This is a genomic window from Thioalkalivibrio sp. ALJ21 (assembly GCF_000378605.1).
GTDB lineage: Bacteria > Pseudomonadota > Gammaproteobacteria > Ectothiorhodospirales > Ectothiorhodospiraceae > Thioalkalivibrio.
Genome location: NZ_KB905158.1, coordinates 12,895 through 30,148 on the forward strand (window position 1 = coordinate 12,895; position 17,254 = coordinate 30,148).

Genomic DNA, 17,254 nt, shown 5'->3' on the forward strand with positions numbered 1-17,254 from the left:
AGGAGAGGGCGCCAAAAAGTGCACCGTAAGAGTCAGGACTCGGGATAGCGGTTACGCACCGCGCCGAGAGCACCCCGCCAGGAGCCGCATCAATAAACGGATCCCGGAATCAGGAGACACCGCAAAGAGAACAGTTCTCAATAAGCTGGGTGTCTGCGGAGTGGGTGGCGAGACCCCCACCCGGGAAGACCCCGATCACCGCAGATTTCGATTTAGAGCGCCAATTCCCCCGAAATCGCCCTCAGCCACTCCGTTGGCGAAAAAGGCTCGAATACAGGCTAATTCCGCCCCTTGAGATCGCTCGGGAGCACGCGAGAAGAGGGCAGATCCGCGGAATCACACCATCGGGGCCGAATCACTCCGAAATCACCCCGTCGGGCCCGCAAAAGCACGAGCCCGAAACACGCGCCACAGAGAACCAGCGAAAAGGGGTCAGAACGAGAGGAACCCAGAACGAACGGATCCAGGTATGCCGATCCCAATCACCCGGTTTCAGGATGAACGAGGCCAGGCAGGCTGAGACCAATTGCCCGGTCTCGGGATTGCCCGGTCTCGGGATTGCCCGGTCTCGGGATTGCCCGGTCTCGGGATTGCCCGGTCTCGGGATTGCCCGGTCTCGGGATTGCCCGGTCTCGGGATTGCCCGGTCTCGGGATTGCCCGGTCTCGGGATTGCCCGGTCTCGGGAGCACGAGATCGAGAGAGAAAGAAGGATTTCGGAATTACCCGGTTTCAGGACGAACGAGGCAGGCAAACCGAGCCCACTTATCCGGTTTCAGAATCACGAGATCGCGAACGATAGACCTCGGGATCACCCGGTTTCAGAATCACCCGGTTTCAGAATCACGATACCGAGAAAGAAGGATCTCAGAACAAGAGAGCCCAGAAAGGCGGAGACCCGAACTGGCGCCCCCACGGCGCAGCCAGCAGAGCCCAAACAGCACGAGATCACGCATCAGCGGATTCGCAATCCCGGTCACCAAAAACACCCGATCTCAAAACAAACGATTCCTGCCGCAGAAACCGATCAGCTCGAGCTCGACCCGACGGAATCAGCCCCGAATGAAGCCGGAACAGAACGAGCCCAAAAGAGAGTAGGGCGCCACACGATCCCAATTGGATGCGGACCCCACTACACAGACCCCGATCAAAATACCGAATCCTCCCGCGGTCCCTGTGGCCGATCGTTCAAGATCCCAAAACCATTCAGGCTCCGAATCATCCGGTCGAAGTCCGCCACCTCGTCCTCCGCCAAGACGCTCGCTTCCCCCTTCACCGTCCGGCCGTAATGGTGTCGCGCCGTCGCGTCCGATGTGTGCCCCACGATCAACATCTGAGACAACTGACTCAGCCCACTCCGCTTGAGCGTGGCCGCGTACTGGTGGCGGGCCGAATAGAACGTCACCCTCTCTGCCTCGTAACCAAACACCGCCACAGACGCCCGACTCAACACGTAACGGCACCGCTCGTAGAACTCCTCCCACGTCCCGTTCTCATGCTGACGATTCGCCTCCTTGATCTGGTGAAGCACAATCCTCTGCTCGTGCTCGTCCAGGTGGCCGACCGGCACCCACCTCTCCGGCAGGAACGGGATCTCGAGACCCTGTATCTTTGCGACCTTCGCCGCGTTCGTGCGCTTCCTGCTTCGAACCCTCACGCACTCCAGGCCTACGCCTTCCACTTCCTCGCGCACCCACTTCGCATCAACCCATTCGGCCGGCCGCAGCCCGGTCACCTTGGTCGCCGCCAAGAAAATCAGGACGTCCCTCGCGAACTCTGATCGCGACTTCTTTAGATACTTCTCAAGCGCTGCGAAGTCTTCCGCGCTTAGATACTTCCTCCTGAGTGCCGACCCTTGTTTCTCGATCATTCCCTTCTTGTTCGCAGCCGGCCCCCCGACGATCTTGCTTACTTCTTCCCCCGATCCCGCTGCTGCTCTAATCGCACAGCGGTAGAGCTTCCACGTATTGAATGAGATTCCCTGCCTTACCTCATCCCTCAGCCATTCCGCTACATCTATCCATTCGCTCTCGCTCTTTGGTGTCCACCTCTCTCCCTTCGCTTTCTCCCTGCCGTATCGCTTCACCAGTTTTTGCACTGTCGATCGATACGACGGAGGCTCGCTCCCGATCGCAGCAGGATCCCCTGCAGCTTGATCCTTGACGGTCATCCGTGAACTCCCTCTGTCAACCTGTTTTTCTGCTCTGGTATTATTACCGTTGTCACGTTAACTGTCACACGCAACCTCCGGGGGCTCGAGCAAGCCACCCCTGATCACCCCTCCGCGCGGGCCTCTCCGCGCAGAGGCCTGCACCCTTTGTCCGCCCCAGCGAGCACCCCTGGTAACACCTCTGGCCCCTCGGCTTTGTCGGCCTCTGCGCGCGGCAGTCGGGCCGCTGACACCCCCACATGGACCGCCCAGCCATTGCGTTTGCGCCGCCACAACCCAAGCCGATAACGGCCGGCCTGGCGGGGGAGGGCGGGCGCTCGAGTCACGCGCATTCTTGTACGTGAGCCACCGCGGATCACTGCTGGCCGGGCATTCCGGCCTTTGGGGCAATTTCTGGCACTCCGGGTCAATTTCTGGCACTCCTGGTCAATTTTAGGGCGACAGTACGCAGCCCCCTCCCTCGAGCTGGGTCAATTTCTGGCACTCCGGGTCAATTTCTGGCACCCCGCAGCCCCCATTTTTCGAGCCGCCCAGGTAAGCCGGACCTTCCATTAGGGCTTTGTCCTTAGGTGATGCTGTTTGAGCGTGCACGATTTACGCCCAAAACCCGGGAATCCCCTGTACGTCCTTTATTGCTGGCCCCTTTGGTTTATTGTATATTCCTAAGAGATACTTCTTGTGCTTCTACAAACAGGGGTTTTATATGACCGAATCACTCCCGCACTACCTCTCAGGCCGACGTCGACCGCTCGTTTTGGCGGCCGCCATCGCGCTCTTCACTGCGGGCTGTACTGCAACCCCGGAACCCAAGCCCCAGGAGGGTCCGACCGAGATCGAGCGGTCTCTTATGGAGTCGGCATCCACTATTGCTGAGTCTCGCCGGGCGCTAGCCGAAACCAAGAACGCTGACCTGACCTTGAGCCTGTCAGCGGAAGATCACGCCCTACTTGATCGCCATGCGCGACAGGTCCCGCCGGGAATGGATCGGGAGATCAGCCTCCAGTGGGACGGGCCGGTCGATGGTGCTCTCGAGATCGTTGCGGGACTCGTTGGCTACGACTTCAAGCAAGTTGGAAACCCACACGGCAGCGCCCCCATGGTTCGCCTTCGCGCCAATAATCGAATCGCGGTGGACCTGGTGCGGGAGATGGGAACATCGGTCGCCGAGCAGGCTGAGGTTCGCGTTCACCCGCGCACCGACCACGAGTCCGGGCTCATCGAGCTGCAGTACCCGGGGGTGGATGAGGGATGATCCAGTTCAAGCGGTCTCTATGCGCATTTGGCGTGATGGCGGCGCTGTCCCTATCGACAGCTGCGGCCGGCGAAGAGGACAAGGCCGAAGGGGAGCGCGAACCACTCCAGTTCAGCCAAGAAGAAAGCCAAAAATCAGCCGAACGATCCGCTCAGGCCATCGAGCATCTGACCGTGGACCTGTATGTCCCGCCCCGCAGCCGGAGCGCGAATACCGGTGAGCCGCAGATGCTTCGGGATCTGAAGGATGTCCGCGACTGGGACGGAACCGATGCGGAGCGTCGTTCTTCAAGCCTGCGAATGAGCGCGATTGAAAGCGCCGCTCGTACCGCGGGCATTCAGGGTGGCCTCAAGTGGCGGACAGACCAGATTACTGAGGAGGTAATGAGCCTCGAGGAAGTGCTCGACGAGGTCTATGAGTTCGACTCCCTGATGATCAAGTCGCGTAACCACATGATCAAGCCGCCGGTCATCACCGACGCCAACAGCATCACCCGCATTACTGATTCCGGTCAGACCCTCCGGATTGCCTCAAAGACCTTCCGGATCCTATCTGAGCCGAGGTTCGTGACTCACCCCCCTGATTGGCGGAACTACCTGATCCTGCCAGTTCCCGAGCCGCGCTCGGTTCACCGCTCGTTGCGCCCGACAAGCAAGTCCGAGCATGACGCATGGGTGCGCGGTGCGGAGAAGGGCTGGGCGGAGGGCGTGGCCCAGGCAGAAGAGATCTTCCAGCTTCAGGTCGCGCGCCTCTCCCGGGATCTGCACGGGATGATCACCTACCACATCCTCCGCTCTCACAACATGGTGACGGAGCCGATCGTCGATCAGAACTACAACCCGGTGAGCGGCGGCGGAGATCAGATGGCGATTTCAGATCGCATCATGACGATCGAAGTTTCACCCAATCTCAACCCAGACCAATCATCCTGGGAGGCGGTCCCCAGGCTGCCCGACATCGAGCGCCTGTATCCGCCGAGCTACCGGATGAGAATGATGGAACTCTCTCGGAGCCAAGAATGAGCCAAGCAGCAGTCGCCACCACCGAAGAGCCCCAGGTAGACGAGGCGCAGGAGCCACTTGCGGACCTCCTTAAGCGGTCGATCAATGTTCCGCTCGGTTTCTCCGGGCCCGAGCTCAACGAGATCCTGCAGCAGCTCGAGGAGCTGGAAGGTTTTGACGACCTCTACATCTCGACTGACATGCGGATGATCGTGAAGCTCCACGGTCACCTGTATCCAATCGGGAAGGCTCCCCTCAGCTATGCCGACGTCGAGATGATCATCAACTTCATCTATGGCGACAACGGAGCGGCCGAGGTCTACCGAGGAAACGAGATCGACACATCGCACGACTTCCAGGCGTCCAGAAAGGTGTCGTATCGGTATCGTGTCAACGCGGTGGGCATTCGCTCAAAGAGCTCCACCAAGGGCATCCAGATCACGATGCGATCGATCAAGAGCGATCCGATGCACATCGAAGATCTTGGCGTTGAAAACGAGGTCAAGGAAAACATCCGTCCCCGACAAGGACTGGTGCTTGTAGTAGGGGAGACCGGGTCCGGCAAATCGACCCTGCTCTCCAGCGTGGTCCGATCGATCCTCGAAGACCCGGAAGAGAATCGCGTCATCCTTACCTACGAGGCGCCGATCGAATATGTGTATGACAGCGTGGAGAGTCACGGCTCAATCGTCATCCAGAGCGAGATCCCGCGGCACGTCAAAAGCTTTGCAGCCGGCGTTCGGAACGCCCTCCGTCGAAGCCCGGAAATCATTCTGATCGGTGAGGCCCGCGACCGGGAAACAGTTGAGGCGGCCATTCGGGCAGCATCAACAGGCCACCTCGTCTACTCCACCGTTCATGCCAACTCTGTTGCCGAGACCCTGCGACGCGTCACAGGAGAATTCCCGGAGGGCTCCCGGGAGTCGCGCATGAAGGAGCTGGTTTCAAATATGCGAATGGTCGTTGCCCAGTACCTCGCGCGCGGCGCTCACGGTGGGCGCGTTCCGATCCGCGAATACCTGACGTTCAACCGAGAGGTTCGTGAGGCGCTTTCGGACGGACGGATCGACACGCTCATCAGCGACGTGAATCAACTCGTTGAACTCCACGGCCTACCGATGGCGAGGGACGCGAAAGACAAGCTCGAACAAGGCCTCATCACCAAAGAAACCTACGACTTGGTCGTTTCGGGGATCTGATATGCACCCAAGCAACTGGCGAAACATTTCCAAGATGCCAAAGATGGGGGTCGAGTCCTTGGCCCTCGATCTTCGCATCCTTCTTGTCTGGCTCCCGCTCATTGTCACGCCTGCACTGACGACCATCAGCGCAATCGCGACCGTGATTCTTCTGATCGCTCAATTCAAAAAGGTGAATGTGAAAATGCTATTCCGACTGGCACGGCGCAAAATCTACGGAACCCGCCGAGGCGCCCATGTACTCTGGCGAGAGGGCTCTATCCTTTCGGTCGCACTCGCTTCGGTGGTGGTAGCCGGCTCAATGTCGGCCCCGGCCACCCCCGCCAATGCGTCCTTCTTGATTGTGGATCCGGCGCCGGGCCCAGGCGCTGAGGCGCGCCAATACCCGTACCCGCTTGACCCAGTTGTGCAGGGCTTCGCCCAAGAGGCCGAGATCAAGAAGACGGTGACCGAGCTTCTGCCCGGCGGATGGGCTGCCGAGTTTCAGCCCGCCTCTCTGGCCAACGAGAAAGTCCGCTGGTGGAGCGACCAGCGTTCCATCGGTCACATCATTGACCACCTGGGCGACCAGATTGGGGCCGCCGTTACATTCGAGCTGGACTCCGGTCTCGTCCGCTTTGTAGACCAGCAGCGTGCTTTCGGAGAGAACGGCGCGGCCCAGCCGCTCAGCTGTGAGCGCTATGCTTCTCAGCGCCAGGCTGGCAACCAGGGCGCCGCTGAAAGTGAAGGCGCGGCCGCCGCCCCTCGGGAAGCAGCCTGGGGGCACCCGAGTGACGCAAAGGACGGCGCGGAAAGCGCGTCCTCAGGAGGGCAGGCGGGAGGCCGATCATCGTCAGCGAATGGCGAGCGCGCCCAGTCCGAGATCGAAGGTCCCGCATGGGGAACCAAAGATCAGCCTGGCGCTCACTTCATGCGAACCGACATCCTGAGCGATGGCACCGAGCTGGTTGTCCGCTCGTGCGAGTACCGCCTGAAGGAGGACTAACCCCAGACGGCTGAAAGGCCAAGTAGTGGGCTAGCCGCCCTCACGTCACCCTGGATCAAGGTGCGTGAGGGCGGTTTCTTTTTGCGTCCACCCCATCTCGGATACGGATGGATAGACAGACCTTTCCGGGCATAGCGATGAGGCCCCGCAATGCGGGGCCTCACGAGGCACTTCAGGATTCGATACGGCCCGCTTCTCTACGCGAACTCAAAGTCCAAAGAAGGCTCCGCACCCCTGAAGAAGCGACCTTGAACGAGCCCCAGGTTCAACCGATACAGATCAGCCAGGACGTCAGCGTTCTCTACGCATGGGACGATGAGTTTCTTGCCATGCTCCTGGGCGGTCTTGGAAATCTCTTCCATCTCGACCTGGCCTCCTTCTCCGCCACTTGCGAGGCCCTCAGTGAAGGATGCGTCCAGCTTGAGGTGATCAGCCTCGACATGCTGCAGGAGTCGCAGCGGATCCAGGCCGCCCCCGAACTCGCTGATACACATACCGACCTCCATTTCCCGAAGGCCGCTAGCCACTTCTCGAGCGTGTGCAAGATTGGCGGCCACTGCCGCCTCCTTGAATTCAACTGCGACGTTTTCCGGGGGCACGGTCGTCTCACCCAGGTCTTCTTTAAGCCACCCAAGGACGGCTTGATCCACCAGTGACCCAGCGCTCAATTTAAGGAAGAACAACGTGCTCGGGTTCCCCTTCATCTGATCAGCAAGGGCCTTCAGGGACGCCTTTAGGGTCCACCGATCAAGCGACGCCGCGAGACCTGTCCGCTCAGCGCTGGGGACGAAGGCGCTCGAATCGTGGATCTCGCCGTCTGCATCCTTGAGGCGAACGGACACAGAGTACCGCGGACGATCAGTCCCATGGATGTTCACGATCGGCTCGTACATCAATTCGAGCCCGCCCTGGTCAATGGCCTCCTTGATGCGGGAGGCCCACTGCTGATCCGACTGAACCTGAGTGATTTCACCTTCTTCCGGGCGGAAGAAGCACACCTTGGGCCCTTCACTGGCCACCGAGTCTTGCAGGGCCTTATCCGACAGCGACAGAAGGCACTCCGCGTCCGACGAGGCCTCATCCGCAATCACCGCACCGGCCGAAAGCGTACATTCCACGGAGCTGCCATCAAAATCAAAGATGCGTCCCGAAACAGCGCCCATCAGTGCGAGTACCCGTTCCTCGACTTCGCCCCTTCGCGTGTCGGGGATCAGCAATCCGAAGTGCTCACCCTCCATGCGGGCGGTGACGGACGGGTCGCCAAAATGCTCATCGATCATATTTCCAATCTCGGCAAGCAACAGGTCACTGGTCGACAGCCCAATGTTGGCGCGGATCTCAGTGAATCCATCAACCGCTAAGGTGACCAAAGCGAAGGGCTTTTCTGATGCCGCCGATTTTTGGTGGGCGGCCTCAACCATCTCCGCAAAGAAGTGCCGGTTGTACATCCCCGTAACCTGGTCGCGCTGTGAGAAGAAATCGGCCTTTCCTGCAAGCGCAGGATCTTCTTCCCCGGCGCCCAAAAGCACCTGGATGCAGTCTTCTCCGTCGACATTCGCAGCGGACAATCGAACGTCAGTTTCGAACTCCTCGCCGTCATACGACTGGAGCCGCATGACCTGGCTGACCGATCCCGAATTCCCGCTGACCTGGAACTTGCGCATGAAAGCCTTCAGATCATCGCGAGCACCCGGCGCCACCAAGTCCATCAATGGCAAGCCCTCGACGTCATCCGGGTCCTCAATCCCAAAGCGCTCCCGCCAGGACTCGTTAGCGTAGAGATGCATTCCTTCGTGGACATAGGCAATGGCGTCGCGAGAATTATCGAGGAGTTGTGCGCAGCGCTTCTCGGCCTCCTGAAGCTGAGTCTCCGCCCGAACCTGCTTCTGCCTCACCAGGAAATGCTCGCGCGCACGCACCACCAGGATTCTCGCGAGATCATTCGAATCGTGCCCAATGGCCGCATAGGCGCCCATTTCGTAATCGGCAACGCGCTCCTCTTCCGGGCGATCGGTCATCACCAAGAGCGGAGTGCTTCGGCCCGCATCAAGCAATTGGGCGTCCACCTGCGCAGGCGTCAGATCTGAACCGCGCTCGATCAGCACGACGACGTCGGAACGGTGGCTCTCCAAAGCTTCGGCAAGATCCTCCGCAGTGGCCACTTGGTCCGGCCGAACCGCGTGCCCGTTACTCCGGATGCCACTAATGACCTCTTCCGCTTTGTTCGGGTTGCTGGTCACAAAAAGAATGCGGATTGGTTCGTTCATGATCTGAGTGCACCGTCTGCGTAGTTAACCGTCATGTAGGCCTCAAGCTTTTCTTGCCGGTGGCCATGTTCCCTTCTCGGGATGCTCCCCATCGTTGTCAGCGGGGTGGTGAAGCTAACCCAGGACACTGCCTAGGCTCGCAAGGGATCCTCGGCCTTCGGAGTCGCCACTCGTGGGGGCGTCCTGTTTCATTTCCCCGTCGGCCGCGTCCCGATCATCAGGGCGGCTGCCCTCCGATCGCTCGGCAAGTGGCCGCGGGGCTGGGACGTGCTCTGGTGATGGTTCGGGCGGGTCGTTCTGGTCTGGTGGCGACTCAACAGGTCCTTGTCGAGGGGGTGGCACTGCGTCATCAACTTCCGGCCAGGTCGTCGCGGGTGCGGGGCGAGGCCGAGACTCCGGGGCCTCCTTGCGCCCAGGCTGCTTATCAGCTCGCCCAATGCGGATCTCTGGCGCTTGCTCTTGAATGACCACTTGGACCGGTTGCCCACCCGAAAGAGATTCCCGGCACCGGAGATCAGCCTCCATCTGGTTGATCATGGCCCTCCGGACCCACTGGTTTCGCACATGGCCGCCCATGCCCGACAGGTACAGCTCGAGATTCTTCTCCCCCGGGTCCCGGTCAGGATGGATCCGGATCCTCAGCCTGAACTCTTTTGAATCGCTTACCGCCACGGAACACTCCTACCTTCGATCCCTAACTTGAAGGGGGCCGAAACGCATCAGCGATCCGACCCCGTTCCTCGAGAACCCAGCCAGTCAATTGCGCCCATCAGGGGCGAGTGGCGGTTACTTGGCTACGAACCTCATGTACTTCGCCATCCCACGGGCGTTCGCGAAGACGGGCTCATCCGCAACCGTTTGGTGGGGGAACCAGTCCTCAAGCATCTCCCTGAGACCCATCGACCCACCACCGATAAAGATGATGTTGTCCAGGGTGGCCGCCTGCCCAAGGAGTCGCATGGACTCATTGCTGATGCGACGCACCACCGCAGCCTTGGCTTCGTGAACCATCTGCGAGACGTCGATCTGCTTACCAAGCAGCTTGATCGAGCCCGTATCGACCGCCTTATCGATCACTGCATCGGAAAGCTCGGAAACGTCGTACTTGTTCATGATTTCGCCGCGGACGTGCTTGTGAACGTCCAACATTCCTACATTCACGGACCCACTGCGCGCCATGTCGACCACCTGCGATTCGATCACCGCAAAGTCCGTGGTGCGGCCGCCGATATCAATAATCGCAACGCTTTCGCTTCGGCGTTCATCCGATGCGACCATTCGGCCATCGCTGTCGAACTGGATGATGTAGTCAAACCACGCAGCCAGGCCTTCCGGTAGGACATCGTGCCGAACGATGGTGGCCATTCCCCTGTCAGCCTTATTCGGCGCCTTCACCAGCGAAGCTGGCGCCATGATGTTCTGCGTCTTTTTGTCGATCAGGGACTCATTCTTCTCGGTCACCGCGCCCGGGCGGTAATAGAGGCGAATTGGGAGGCCAGTGGCGATCTCCACGTCATGCCCGCCATAACCTGCAGACATCAGAGCGTGGTGAACGATGACCCGATTGAGAGGGGAGGTTGGGTAGCCATCGAAGGCGATGTTGTCGCCGTTCACTGCGCCGGCTGAATAATGGACGCCATCAACCTCGATCTCCGAGATGTCCGTTACGCGACCATTCAGAGCGAGCTGCTCTGAGCGCCCGACACGGGCTCGGCTTTGGACAATGCGTGGCGACTTCCCAACTTGAACGATCTTCGTGTTGAAGAAGCCATCATCGACGCCCAGGATCACTTTTTCACTGGCCACTCTTATCTCCCAATGTCACTGTTTGTATCGGTTCTAGTATGCATAGAATGTATCACTTTACATTCAATTCAACAAGTCTTTGCCAGTGATCATGCACTCGACCGATATACCTTTCGTGATGCTCGGGGGTACGCGAATGGTAGTTACCAACACCTTCCCAGAAGGTCTCGGCCCTGCTCAGCTCGTTTGCCAAGATCCAGGCGCCGATATGAAGGTTCATGCACCCATTGTCGCGAATATCGACCACCCCCAGATCCACCCCAATTCTGTTCTTCATCTCCTGGATCCAGATCGTATTGATCTGCATCGGCCCAAGATCCCGGGTGCCGTTGGTGTTCTCGACCTCCAACCCAGTTCTACCGCCCTCTGTAGCCAAGATCGACAGCAGAAGCTCGGGCGCAATGCGATACCTGCGAGAAACAGACTCCATGCAATCCTTGTATCCCGACAAGTAGGGGAATTCCCGATCTACGATTCGATGCATCCATAGGATCTGTCGATCGGTGGGCTCTTTTCCGTATAGGGCAGAAGTGGAGCCCAGGGGGCTCGCCGAAGCGGGGGCGGTATAGAGCGCAAGAAATATCACATAGGCAACACAAACCAGCGAGAAGTAGAACGCTTTTCCTGTTGATAGCGAATGCATGACGGATTCTATTGAGATAATAAGGGATTAACGGGAACTCCCCCGCCAAAACTGACGGGGGAGGGGGCCACAGCGGATCGCACGGGATCGGGTTTTACGCGGCGTCTTTTTCCGGATTCGACGACTTCTTCTTATTCCAGGTGCGAGTCTTCCAGATGTCATCGATCCCTCGGACGCGGGCCTCGAGGTTGACCATGTCGACCCATTCCTCGAAGCGGCCGGCTTCGGCCTCCCGCCTCAGATGGACCGCTAGACGGGCAACGGCAGGACTATACGCTGACTGCTCATTCTTCCAGCGCCGACCGGACACCATTTGCTTACCTAGGGCAATCCCAATTTCGTAAACCCCAAGGCCGGTCATCTCCATCAGCTCATCCACAGTCGGCGGCTCTTCAATCGGCCAGCGCTCTGGATTGTCCTTCAGGTATCGGAAGAGGATAGCGATCGGGGGCGATACCGCCTCCCGGGGTTGCTTGTTCACAGCCTTCCCCCAGATCGGCATCGTTACACCAAGCGCCTGCCGGACTTCCTCAACGGTCAGATTGAGATCCGTGAGGATCGCACCCAAGTGAAAGCCAAGAACGGGCGTCTTGTTCAGGTTCATCGAGGCGCCGCTGGCCGTATCTACCTGGACGGGATTGTCAGTCGACCACGTATCCCGCTCCATGATATCCCCAAGCCCTCGAAGCTCGGCCTCTTGTTGCACCAAGGAGAGCCAGTAGCTCAAGCGCCCACGGTTGGCCTCATGCATGATGTGGTGCGCAAGGCGCGCCACCGGCTGGGACGGCTTCGTTGTTCCATTGAGCCAGCGAACGGCCGCGGTGCTGTGGCACCCCAGTGCGAGACTGAGCTCCTGGTTACTCAAGCCTGTGACTTTCTGGACCTCGCGCATATCCGGCGCATCCAGGACAGGGCAGTGCTCGGGATGCTTATCCAGGTAGCGGAGGAGGAGGGCGATCGTCACGTTCCGCACCGGGCAGAGCCCTTCGGCGCCCTTAACCTTGGCGGTCCAGTGCTGGATAGCCAGCCCCAGAGCGAACCGCATCTCCCCAACCGTCAGCTCCAGCTTCAGCCGCATGCGGTCAGCATCCCGACCAATCACGGGCCGATTCGAAGGAATTATAAGTCTTTGTTTTTGTTCTATGCTCATCTGCCCTCCCGTGAGGATTTCCAAAGCCAGGCAAAAACCGCCCAAGCCTGGATTACTGGTCGCGTCACAGAGATGCGCGGGGGGGGGCTTGCCCCGAAGTGCGAAAGCATGGTGAACCAAGCGCCCAATCGGCCTATGATACGAGCCATGCGCCACAGCACCGCGCCGCACCCTGTTTTTCGTAAGTGTACACGATTTTCATGCGTTGCGCATCATTTGTGGTATTCTCCTTGCGAGCGATAGAGCGGGATGAGCAACATGGAAGAACTAGCGAAAGAACGGGAGATGGTCCTTCGGGGGGCGCACGTTTCCTTTGGAGACGACGGCATCGAGGACCGCAAAGGATTGATTCTCCACTCTATCCCCATGCCCATGAGGATCCAAAGCGAGAGCCTCAACGGATCGGGGCTGCCGGAAGGGGCCATCACGCTTCTGTACGGCCTAAGGACACCCCTGTCCAGCGTACCCGCGCTTCACGAAAAGACAGAGAAGGAGGACGCTACCGTTCACCCGGTGAAGGTGCGCGTCCAGCTCCCGTGCCCCGCAGGCATCAACGCCACGATGGAGAACCTTCCGCACATCAAGATGATCCACCTGGATCATGCCCAGAGACCGCTGATCGAGCGGTTCACCGAGGAATTCCTGAAAGCGGTTCGATCGGAAGGAATCACCCCAAAGAACAAGCTCGGAAAGGAAATCGAGAGCCTGTCGGGGCTATCAATGACGGACATGATCGACCTGGTGGGCCGATACCCGGAGTTCCTGTCGAAAGTGCTCAGAACCGATGACTTCAAGCATATCCAGCTCGTTATCTATCGGATACGGGAAGAGGGTCATTCGGCGATCCGCGCATCGCTATTTTCCGCGGATCCGGTTGTTGAGACCTTCCTGGTAGAGGCCCCAGATTTCCCTGTTTCGATGCCACCCCTGGGCTTGTAGCACCTCTCAGAGACGGGCGAGGAGGTCAATAGAACCCCCGCCCATCTTCCTCCAGCTCCTCTTCGCTCACGCGCCCGCTTCTCGGGGCGAAATCGCCACCAGCTGAATCACCGTCATCGTCGTCCATGGTCTCAAGGATCTGGCCGATGATATCGACGACGACATCCGGGTCATGATCAGGAGTCGGATCGGTGGGGTAGCGCGTCGCCTGAGACAGCCGCTCGGTGGCTCCGCGAGCCGACTTCTCGGCTGCCCCCTTCTCCATTCCGGCATACTCATTCACTCTCGCCAGAGAGGAGGTCAGGCTGTCACGGTCAATCAGCCCTGATCCAAAGATGTCGCCGAAGTGCTCCTTGGCCTCAGAGTACGCATCGTCAGCGGCTCCCATTTCCTCTACCCGGCCACGAACCCCGATAAGATCGTCCTCTTCCGGATCGTCATCATCCGATTCAGGCCCGAAGCCCTCGTAAACGTCACCACCAAACGGATCCTCGCTGCCATCAGCACTACTGATCTCATCAAGCTGATCGCCCAGGCTCCCCCCCTCGCTTTCATCCAGGGGCTCGCCCTCGATATCCCGGAATCGGTTGCCGCCGGCTGCCTCATCTGCTTGCTCTTCCTGTCTGAGCGCACGGATGTTTTCGGCAGCTCGGTCCGAAATGTCATCTGAGCCCTTCAAGGCCTCCAGGGCAGACGCGGCACGCTCATCCTCGAACGCAAACCCTCTCATGGCGGCAAGAACAGACTCGAGTGGCCCGGCACCGTTGGACCTCGCCTGCGCGATCAAGCTTGCTACCGATTCAATCGCCTTCTTGTCGTGATGCGCCTCGACTTTCCTCGCTGGATCCACCTTCTCCTTCAGGATCTCCATGAACGTCCTGGTCGCCTTCTTACCCGAGTCCTTGATCCTCTCGATCTCGGTCTCGCTCGGCGAGTCAATCTCGAGCCCGCGAGTTAGCTGTACAAAGCGGATGAGCTTCGGATTCGCATAGAACATATCGACGCGAATGAGCGTGTCCTTGAAATTGATGAACACTTGCCCCTCATCCAGGACCGCCAAGTCTCTCGGATCAAGTCGATTGCGGCGCGTTACGTTCGCGCCCGACTCGTAGTAGTCGCCGGCGCCGTCTTCGTTCCTCTGAAGGGACGTGTTCTCGCCAAAGTAGCCCTCACCAGCTCGCTCCTTGAACACCTTAACGGTTTCCTCGAACTCCTCGAGGCGGCCAACAATCTTGATGTTCGTGTTACCGATTACGGACGCGGTTTCCCGAGCCGCCTTGTCGCCAAGGCGCTTCATGGCGGGCACGTCCTGAGCGGCGTAGATCACCTGGAAACCAATGCTTCGCGCCTGCGCAGCCGCCACAGCCATCCCTGAAACGAAGTAGTAACCCACCTCGTCAAAGATCGCCGGGAAGGGGACACTCGACGCTGTCGGCCTGTTCTCCAGGTTGTCGTGAACATCCCCCTCCAGCACTGAACCCAGAGAACTCGCCATCATGCTCTTCAGTGAGGCGACCACAATACGCCCCAGGTTAGCCAGTGAGTTCTCGGACTTTTCCAGCGCAGGAAGGAGAACGATAAGGATGCGGTTTCTCAGAACCACATCCTCCATATCCACTTCACTCATGCGCGCGTTGAATATGTGCCCAAAACGACCCGAGAGCTCGTTCAAGGCCGGAACCAGCTGCATCGTCACATAGCCGTGCTGCTCGAATGCGGTCGGGTTGTTGACCTGAGCGCCCTGAGCCAGGGCATCGATTTCTTCCTCTTTCAGGCCGGGGAGCGTCTTGAGGTATGCCGTCAGCTCGGCCCGAGCAACCATCGGAATGGATTCGTCCCGGACGATCTTTGCCACCTTATCGAGCTCGAGGTTTTCCCGAATGATGTCAACCGTCAGGTGCTTACCCTGCGAGTCGCGCTGATACACGAGCGGCGTAACGAAGGCCGAGACTGCCGCCTCGGCCCGCTTGCCCCAAATATCCTTGTCGGCGTCGACGAGGCTTCGGAGAATCTCGATGATCGCGGACGACGAGCCTCGAGACATGAAATTGAAGGTGTTCGTAATCTGCGAGTCAGGGAGGCTCCATGCGTCCACGTTACCCGTGAGATAGTTCACGACCAAGACATCGTCAGCCCGACCTACGCGGTGTGCTAGCGACATGATCCTGACCGCCACGTCTAGATCCGCCTTACCGTCAACGAAGACGAATCCGGACCCCTGGATGAGGGGGTTCCACATCAGCGAGGTCAGCGACGCGGTTTTGCCGCCACCGGTCGTAGCAAGGAAGAGGAGATGCTGGCGAAGAGCGTTATTGGTGAACCAAATTTCTTCGTCGGTGTAATGCCCTCGACCAAAAAAGTAAATGCCAGACGCGGGGCCCATTTTTCCGCTTCCAGCCTTAAGGTCATGAGGATCTTTTCGAAGGCCGGATGATGCCGGAAGAAAGAATGGTAGCTCCACGAGGCGAGCGAAGTGCCACCAAAACAGAAGACCGAATAGCAGCAGGGACAAAGGGGCAACGCCAGGGATGAAGAGACCGAACAACCCGAACATCCCGACGACGATCCCCATGTCCGGGGACGCCACAAAGGACAGAGCCTTTTGGATTGGCGGTCGCGTATCCCGACTTACTAAGCGGCGATCAATCTCTTGATCGCGGACGTGAAGCTTCTCCGCGGGCATCTACGCACCTTGTGAAAATAGTGAGGCCTCATGCGGGGAGCGCAGAGGAGGCGCGACGGAGGGCGGGCGCGAGCTGCCCGTCAATAAGGGAATCCACCACCACCCGAAGGGTTGAAGCTTCCATCCCCAAACCCACCCCAGGTGCTCATTCCGCCACCACTGGTGGGAATGTCAGTACCGCTGATATCCGAGATGGCCCCAATGATTGCCGTCTCGCATGACCCCAGCTGACCACTAGAGCCGCCACCGAAGCCGCCGCCAAACGAGCTGTTATTCAGGAAACCACCAATCCCGCATGACGACATCAGTGACTCGCCAGCCTCCATTAGGTAGCGATCTGCGGCCGCCTGGTGGGCGTCCGCGGTGCTCTGGGAGCAAGAGGAGGGTGCAGCCTGAGACACCGAAGCAAGGCCTGCGACCGCAGCGCCCACCAACCAAAGCCCAATCTTGTTGCTCGTCTTCATCTTTCCCGGTCTCTACTGGGTTCGTTGTGGTTATCCTGCTGCCGCTCGGTCTCGCTCCAGAGCCTTAAGGATGACGGCCTGGCGCTCCTCCGAGAAGATCGTCCTCGCGATCTCGAGGCGCTTGATGTGACCAATTCGCATCAACAGGGTTCGTACATGCAGGTTAGCGACCCTCAGCCCAACCTTGGCCGGGTTCAGAAGTTCTTCAATGCGCTCCGGAGACTGTTCGACAACCTCCCTGAGCGTTAGGAATGAACGAGGGAGATTAATCATAGCTAGTAGACCGCAAAGTAACGCCGGATCGGTCTCCGCGAGGATCTTTCTATTTTCCGGCTTATCCAGCTTGGCGCTCAGTGCCTCAAGTGCAGACGAGGTTTCCTGGTCCTCGTCTGAAGGCCACCCTTCGTTGTTCATGGTGATCTCAACGAGGGTGCGAACGTCAATTTCGAGTTCGTCTAGAAAGCCCTCAACGTCCGATTCCCTCAGCACCCCGGGAACCTCTCGATCTTAAGTCTCGGCGTATTGTCGATCTTTATCATAAGTGGCATAGTACACGAAGATACTGACACCGGCAACAAGGGCAGGGGCCACATTAATGCACATAAGTGATCGTCTATTTTCACTCTCGGCCTCTGGTCCTGGTGCGCGATCGAAACGGTCAAGAGGGGGCCTGTCTCGCCCGCTCTCGGGCCTCTTC

Annotated in this window: 12 protein-coding genes; 5 read left to right on the plus strand and 7 right to left on the minus strand. The window is 59.0% G+C overall.

All coding sequences use genetic code 11. The features are described 5' to 3' along the window. Positions 1–1,145 precede the first annotated feature (1,145 nt). Positions 1,146–2,168, minus strand: a complete 1,023-nt coding sequence (locus F579_RS0112945) for a hypothetical protein (RefSeq protein ID WP_019025471.1) — start codon at positions 2,166–2,168, stop codon at positions 1,146–1,148. A gap of 703 nt (positions 2,169–2,871) precedes the next feature. Here F579_RS0112945 and F579_RS0112950 point away from each other — a divergent pair. From F579_RS0112950 to F579_RS0112965, 4 genes are read left to right on the plus strand one after another with little or no spacing between them, the layout of a single operon-like run. After that, the gene (locus F579_RS0112950) at positions 2,872–3,420 is read left to right on the plus strand and encodes a DotD/TraH family lipoprotein (protein ID WP_019025472.1); all 549 of its coding nucleotides are present in this window, start codon (positions 2,872–2,874) and stop codon (positions 3,418–3,420) included. After that, positions 3,417–4,442 (plus strand): type IV secretory system conjugative DNA transfer family protein, encoded by a 1,026-nt coding sequence (locus F579_RS0112955; protein WP_019025473.1) that lies wholly within the window; start codon positions 3,417–3,419, stop codon positions 4,440–4,442. Before F579_RS0112950 ends, F579_RS0112955 begins: the two co-directional genes overlap by 4 nt. After that, the gene (locus F579_RS0112960) at positions 4,439–5,620 is read left to right on the plus strand and encodes a type IV pilus twitching motility protein PilT (RefSeq protein ID WP_019025474.1); all 1,182 of its coding nucleotides are present in this window, start codon (positions 4,439–4,441) and stop codon (positions 5,618–5,620) included. Before F579_RS0112955 ends, F579_RS0112960 begins: the two co-directional genes overlap by 4 nt. A gap of 1 nt (position 5,621) precedes the next feature. Then, positions 5,622–6,605 (plus strand): hypothetical protein, encoded by a 984-nt coding sequence (locus F579_RS0112965; protein WP_231365824.1) that lies wholly within the window; start codon positions 5,622–5,624, stop codon positions 6,603–6,605. Between the two features lie 197 nt (positions 6,606–6,802). Here F579_RS0112965 and F579_RS0112970 read toward each other — a convergent pair whose 3' ends face one another. From F579_RS0112970 to F579_RS0112990, 4 genes are all read right to left on the minus strand, one after another. Next, positions 6,803–8,872, minus strand: coding sequence for an EAL domain-containing protein (locus F579_RS0112970; protein ID WP_019584620.1), 2,070 nt, complete (start codon positions 8,870–8,872; stop codon positions 6,803–6,805). Positions 8,873–9,658: 786 nt separating this feature from the next. Further along, on the minus strand, positions 9,659–10,678 hold the full coding sequence (parM, locus tag F579_RS0112980; protein WP_019025478.1) for a ParM/StbA family protein: 1,020 nt from the start codon (positions 10,676–10,678) through the stop codon (positions 9,659–9,661). Positions 10,679–10,730: 52 nt separating this feature from the next. Further along, positions 10,731–11,321, minus strand: a complete 591-nt coding sequence (locus F579_RS0112985; RefSeq protein WP_231365825.1) for a lytic transglycosylase domain-containing protein — start codon at positions 11,319–11,321, stop codon at positions 10,731–10,733. Between the two features lie 94 nt (positions 11,322–11,415). Then, the gene (locus tag F579_RS0112990; protein WP_019025480.1) at positions 11,416–12,399 is read right to left on the minus strand and encodes a hypothetical protein; all 984 of its coding nucleotides are present in this window, start codon (positions 12,397–12,399) and stop codon (positions 11,416–11,418) included. A 330-nt stretch (positions 12,400–12,729) separates the two neighbouring features. Between F579_RS0112990 and F579_RS0112995 the strand changes: the two genes are divergently transcribed. Next, on the plus strand, positions 12,730–13,410 hold the full coding sequence (locus F579_RS0112995) for a hypothetical protein (RefSeq protein WP_231365826.1): 681 nt from the start codon (positions 12,730–12,732) through the stop codon (positions 13,408–13,410). 25 nt (positions 13,411–13,435) lie between these two features. On the opposite strand, the gene F579_RS0113000 is transcribed toward F579_RS0112995, so the two are convergent. Continuing rightward, entirely contained in the window at positions 13,436–15,982 is a 2,547-nt protein-coding gene (locus F579_RS0113000) for a type IV secretory system conjugative DNA transfer family protein (protein ID WP_231365827.1), read from the minus strand. Between the two features lie 605 nt (positions 15,983–16,587). Then, positions 16,588–17,046 (minus strand): hypothetical protein, encoded by a 459-nt coding sequence (locus F579_RS0113010; protein ID WP_019025483.1) that lies wholly within the window; start codon positions 17,044–17,046, stop codon positions 16,588–16,590. Positions 17,047–17,254 lie beyond the last annotated feature (208 nt).

Bases quoted from the DNA above. Each gene is read 5' to 3' on its own strand.
- F579_RS0112955 (WP_019025473.1), top strand. From the start codon at position 3,417: ATGATCCAGTTCAAGCGGTCTCTATGCGCATTTGGCGTGATGGCGGCG.
- F579_RS0112985 (WP_231365825.1), bottom strand. From the start codon at position 11,321: ATGCATTCGCTATCAACAGGAAAAGCGTTCTACTTCTCGCTGGTTTGT.
- F579_RS0112995 (WP_231365826.1), top strand. From the start codon at position 12,730: ATGGAAGAACTAGCGAAAGAACGGGAGATGGTCCTTCGGGGGGCGCAC.
- F579_RS0112960 (WP_019025474.1), top strand. From the start codon at position 4,439: ATGAGCCAAGCAGCAGTCGCCACCACCGAAGAGCCCCAGGTAGACGAG.
- F579_RS0112950 (WP_019025472.1), top strand. From the start codon at position 2,872: ATGACCGAATCACTCCCGCACTACCTCTCAGGCCGACGTCGACCGCTC.
- F579_RS0112945 (WP_019025471.1), bottom strand. From the start codon at position 2,168: ATGACCGTCAAGGATCAAGCTGCAGGGGATCCTGCTGCGATCGGGAGC.
- F579_RS0112965 (WP_231365824.1), top strand. From the start codon at position 5,622: ATGCACCCAAGCAACTGGCGAAACATTTCCAAGATGCCAAAGATGGGG.
- F579_RS0112970 (WP_019584620.1), bottom strand. From the start codon at position 8,872: ATGAACGAACCAATCCGCATTCTTTTTGTGACCAGCAACCCGAACAAA.
- F579_RS0112990 (WP_019025480.1), bottom strand. From the start codon at position 12,399: ATGCGGCTGAAGCTGGAGCTGACGGTTGGGGAGATGCGGTTCGCTCTG.
- F579_RS0113000 (WP_231365827.1), bottom strand. From the start codon at position 15,982: ATGGGGATCGTCGTCGGGATGTTCGGGTTGTTCGGTCTCTTCATCCCT.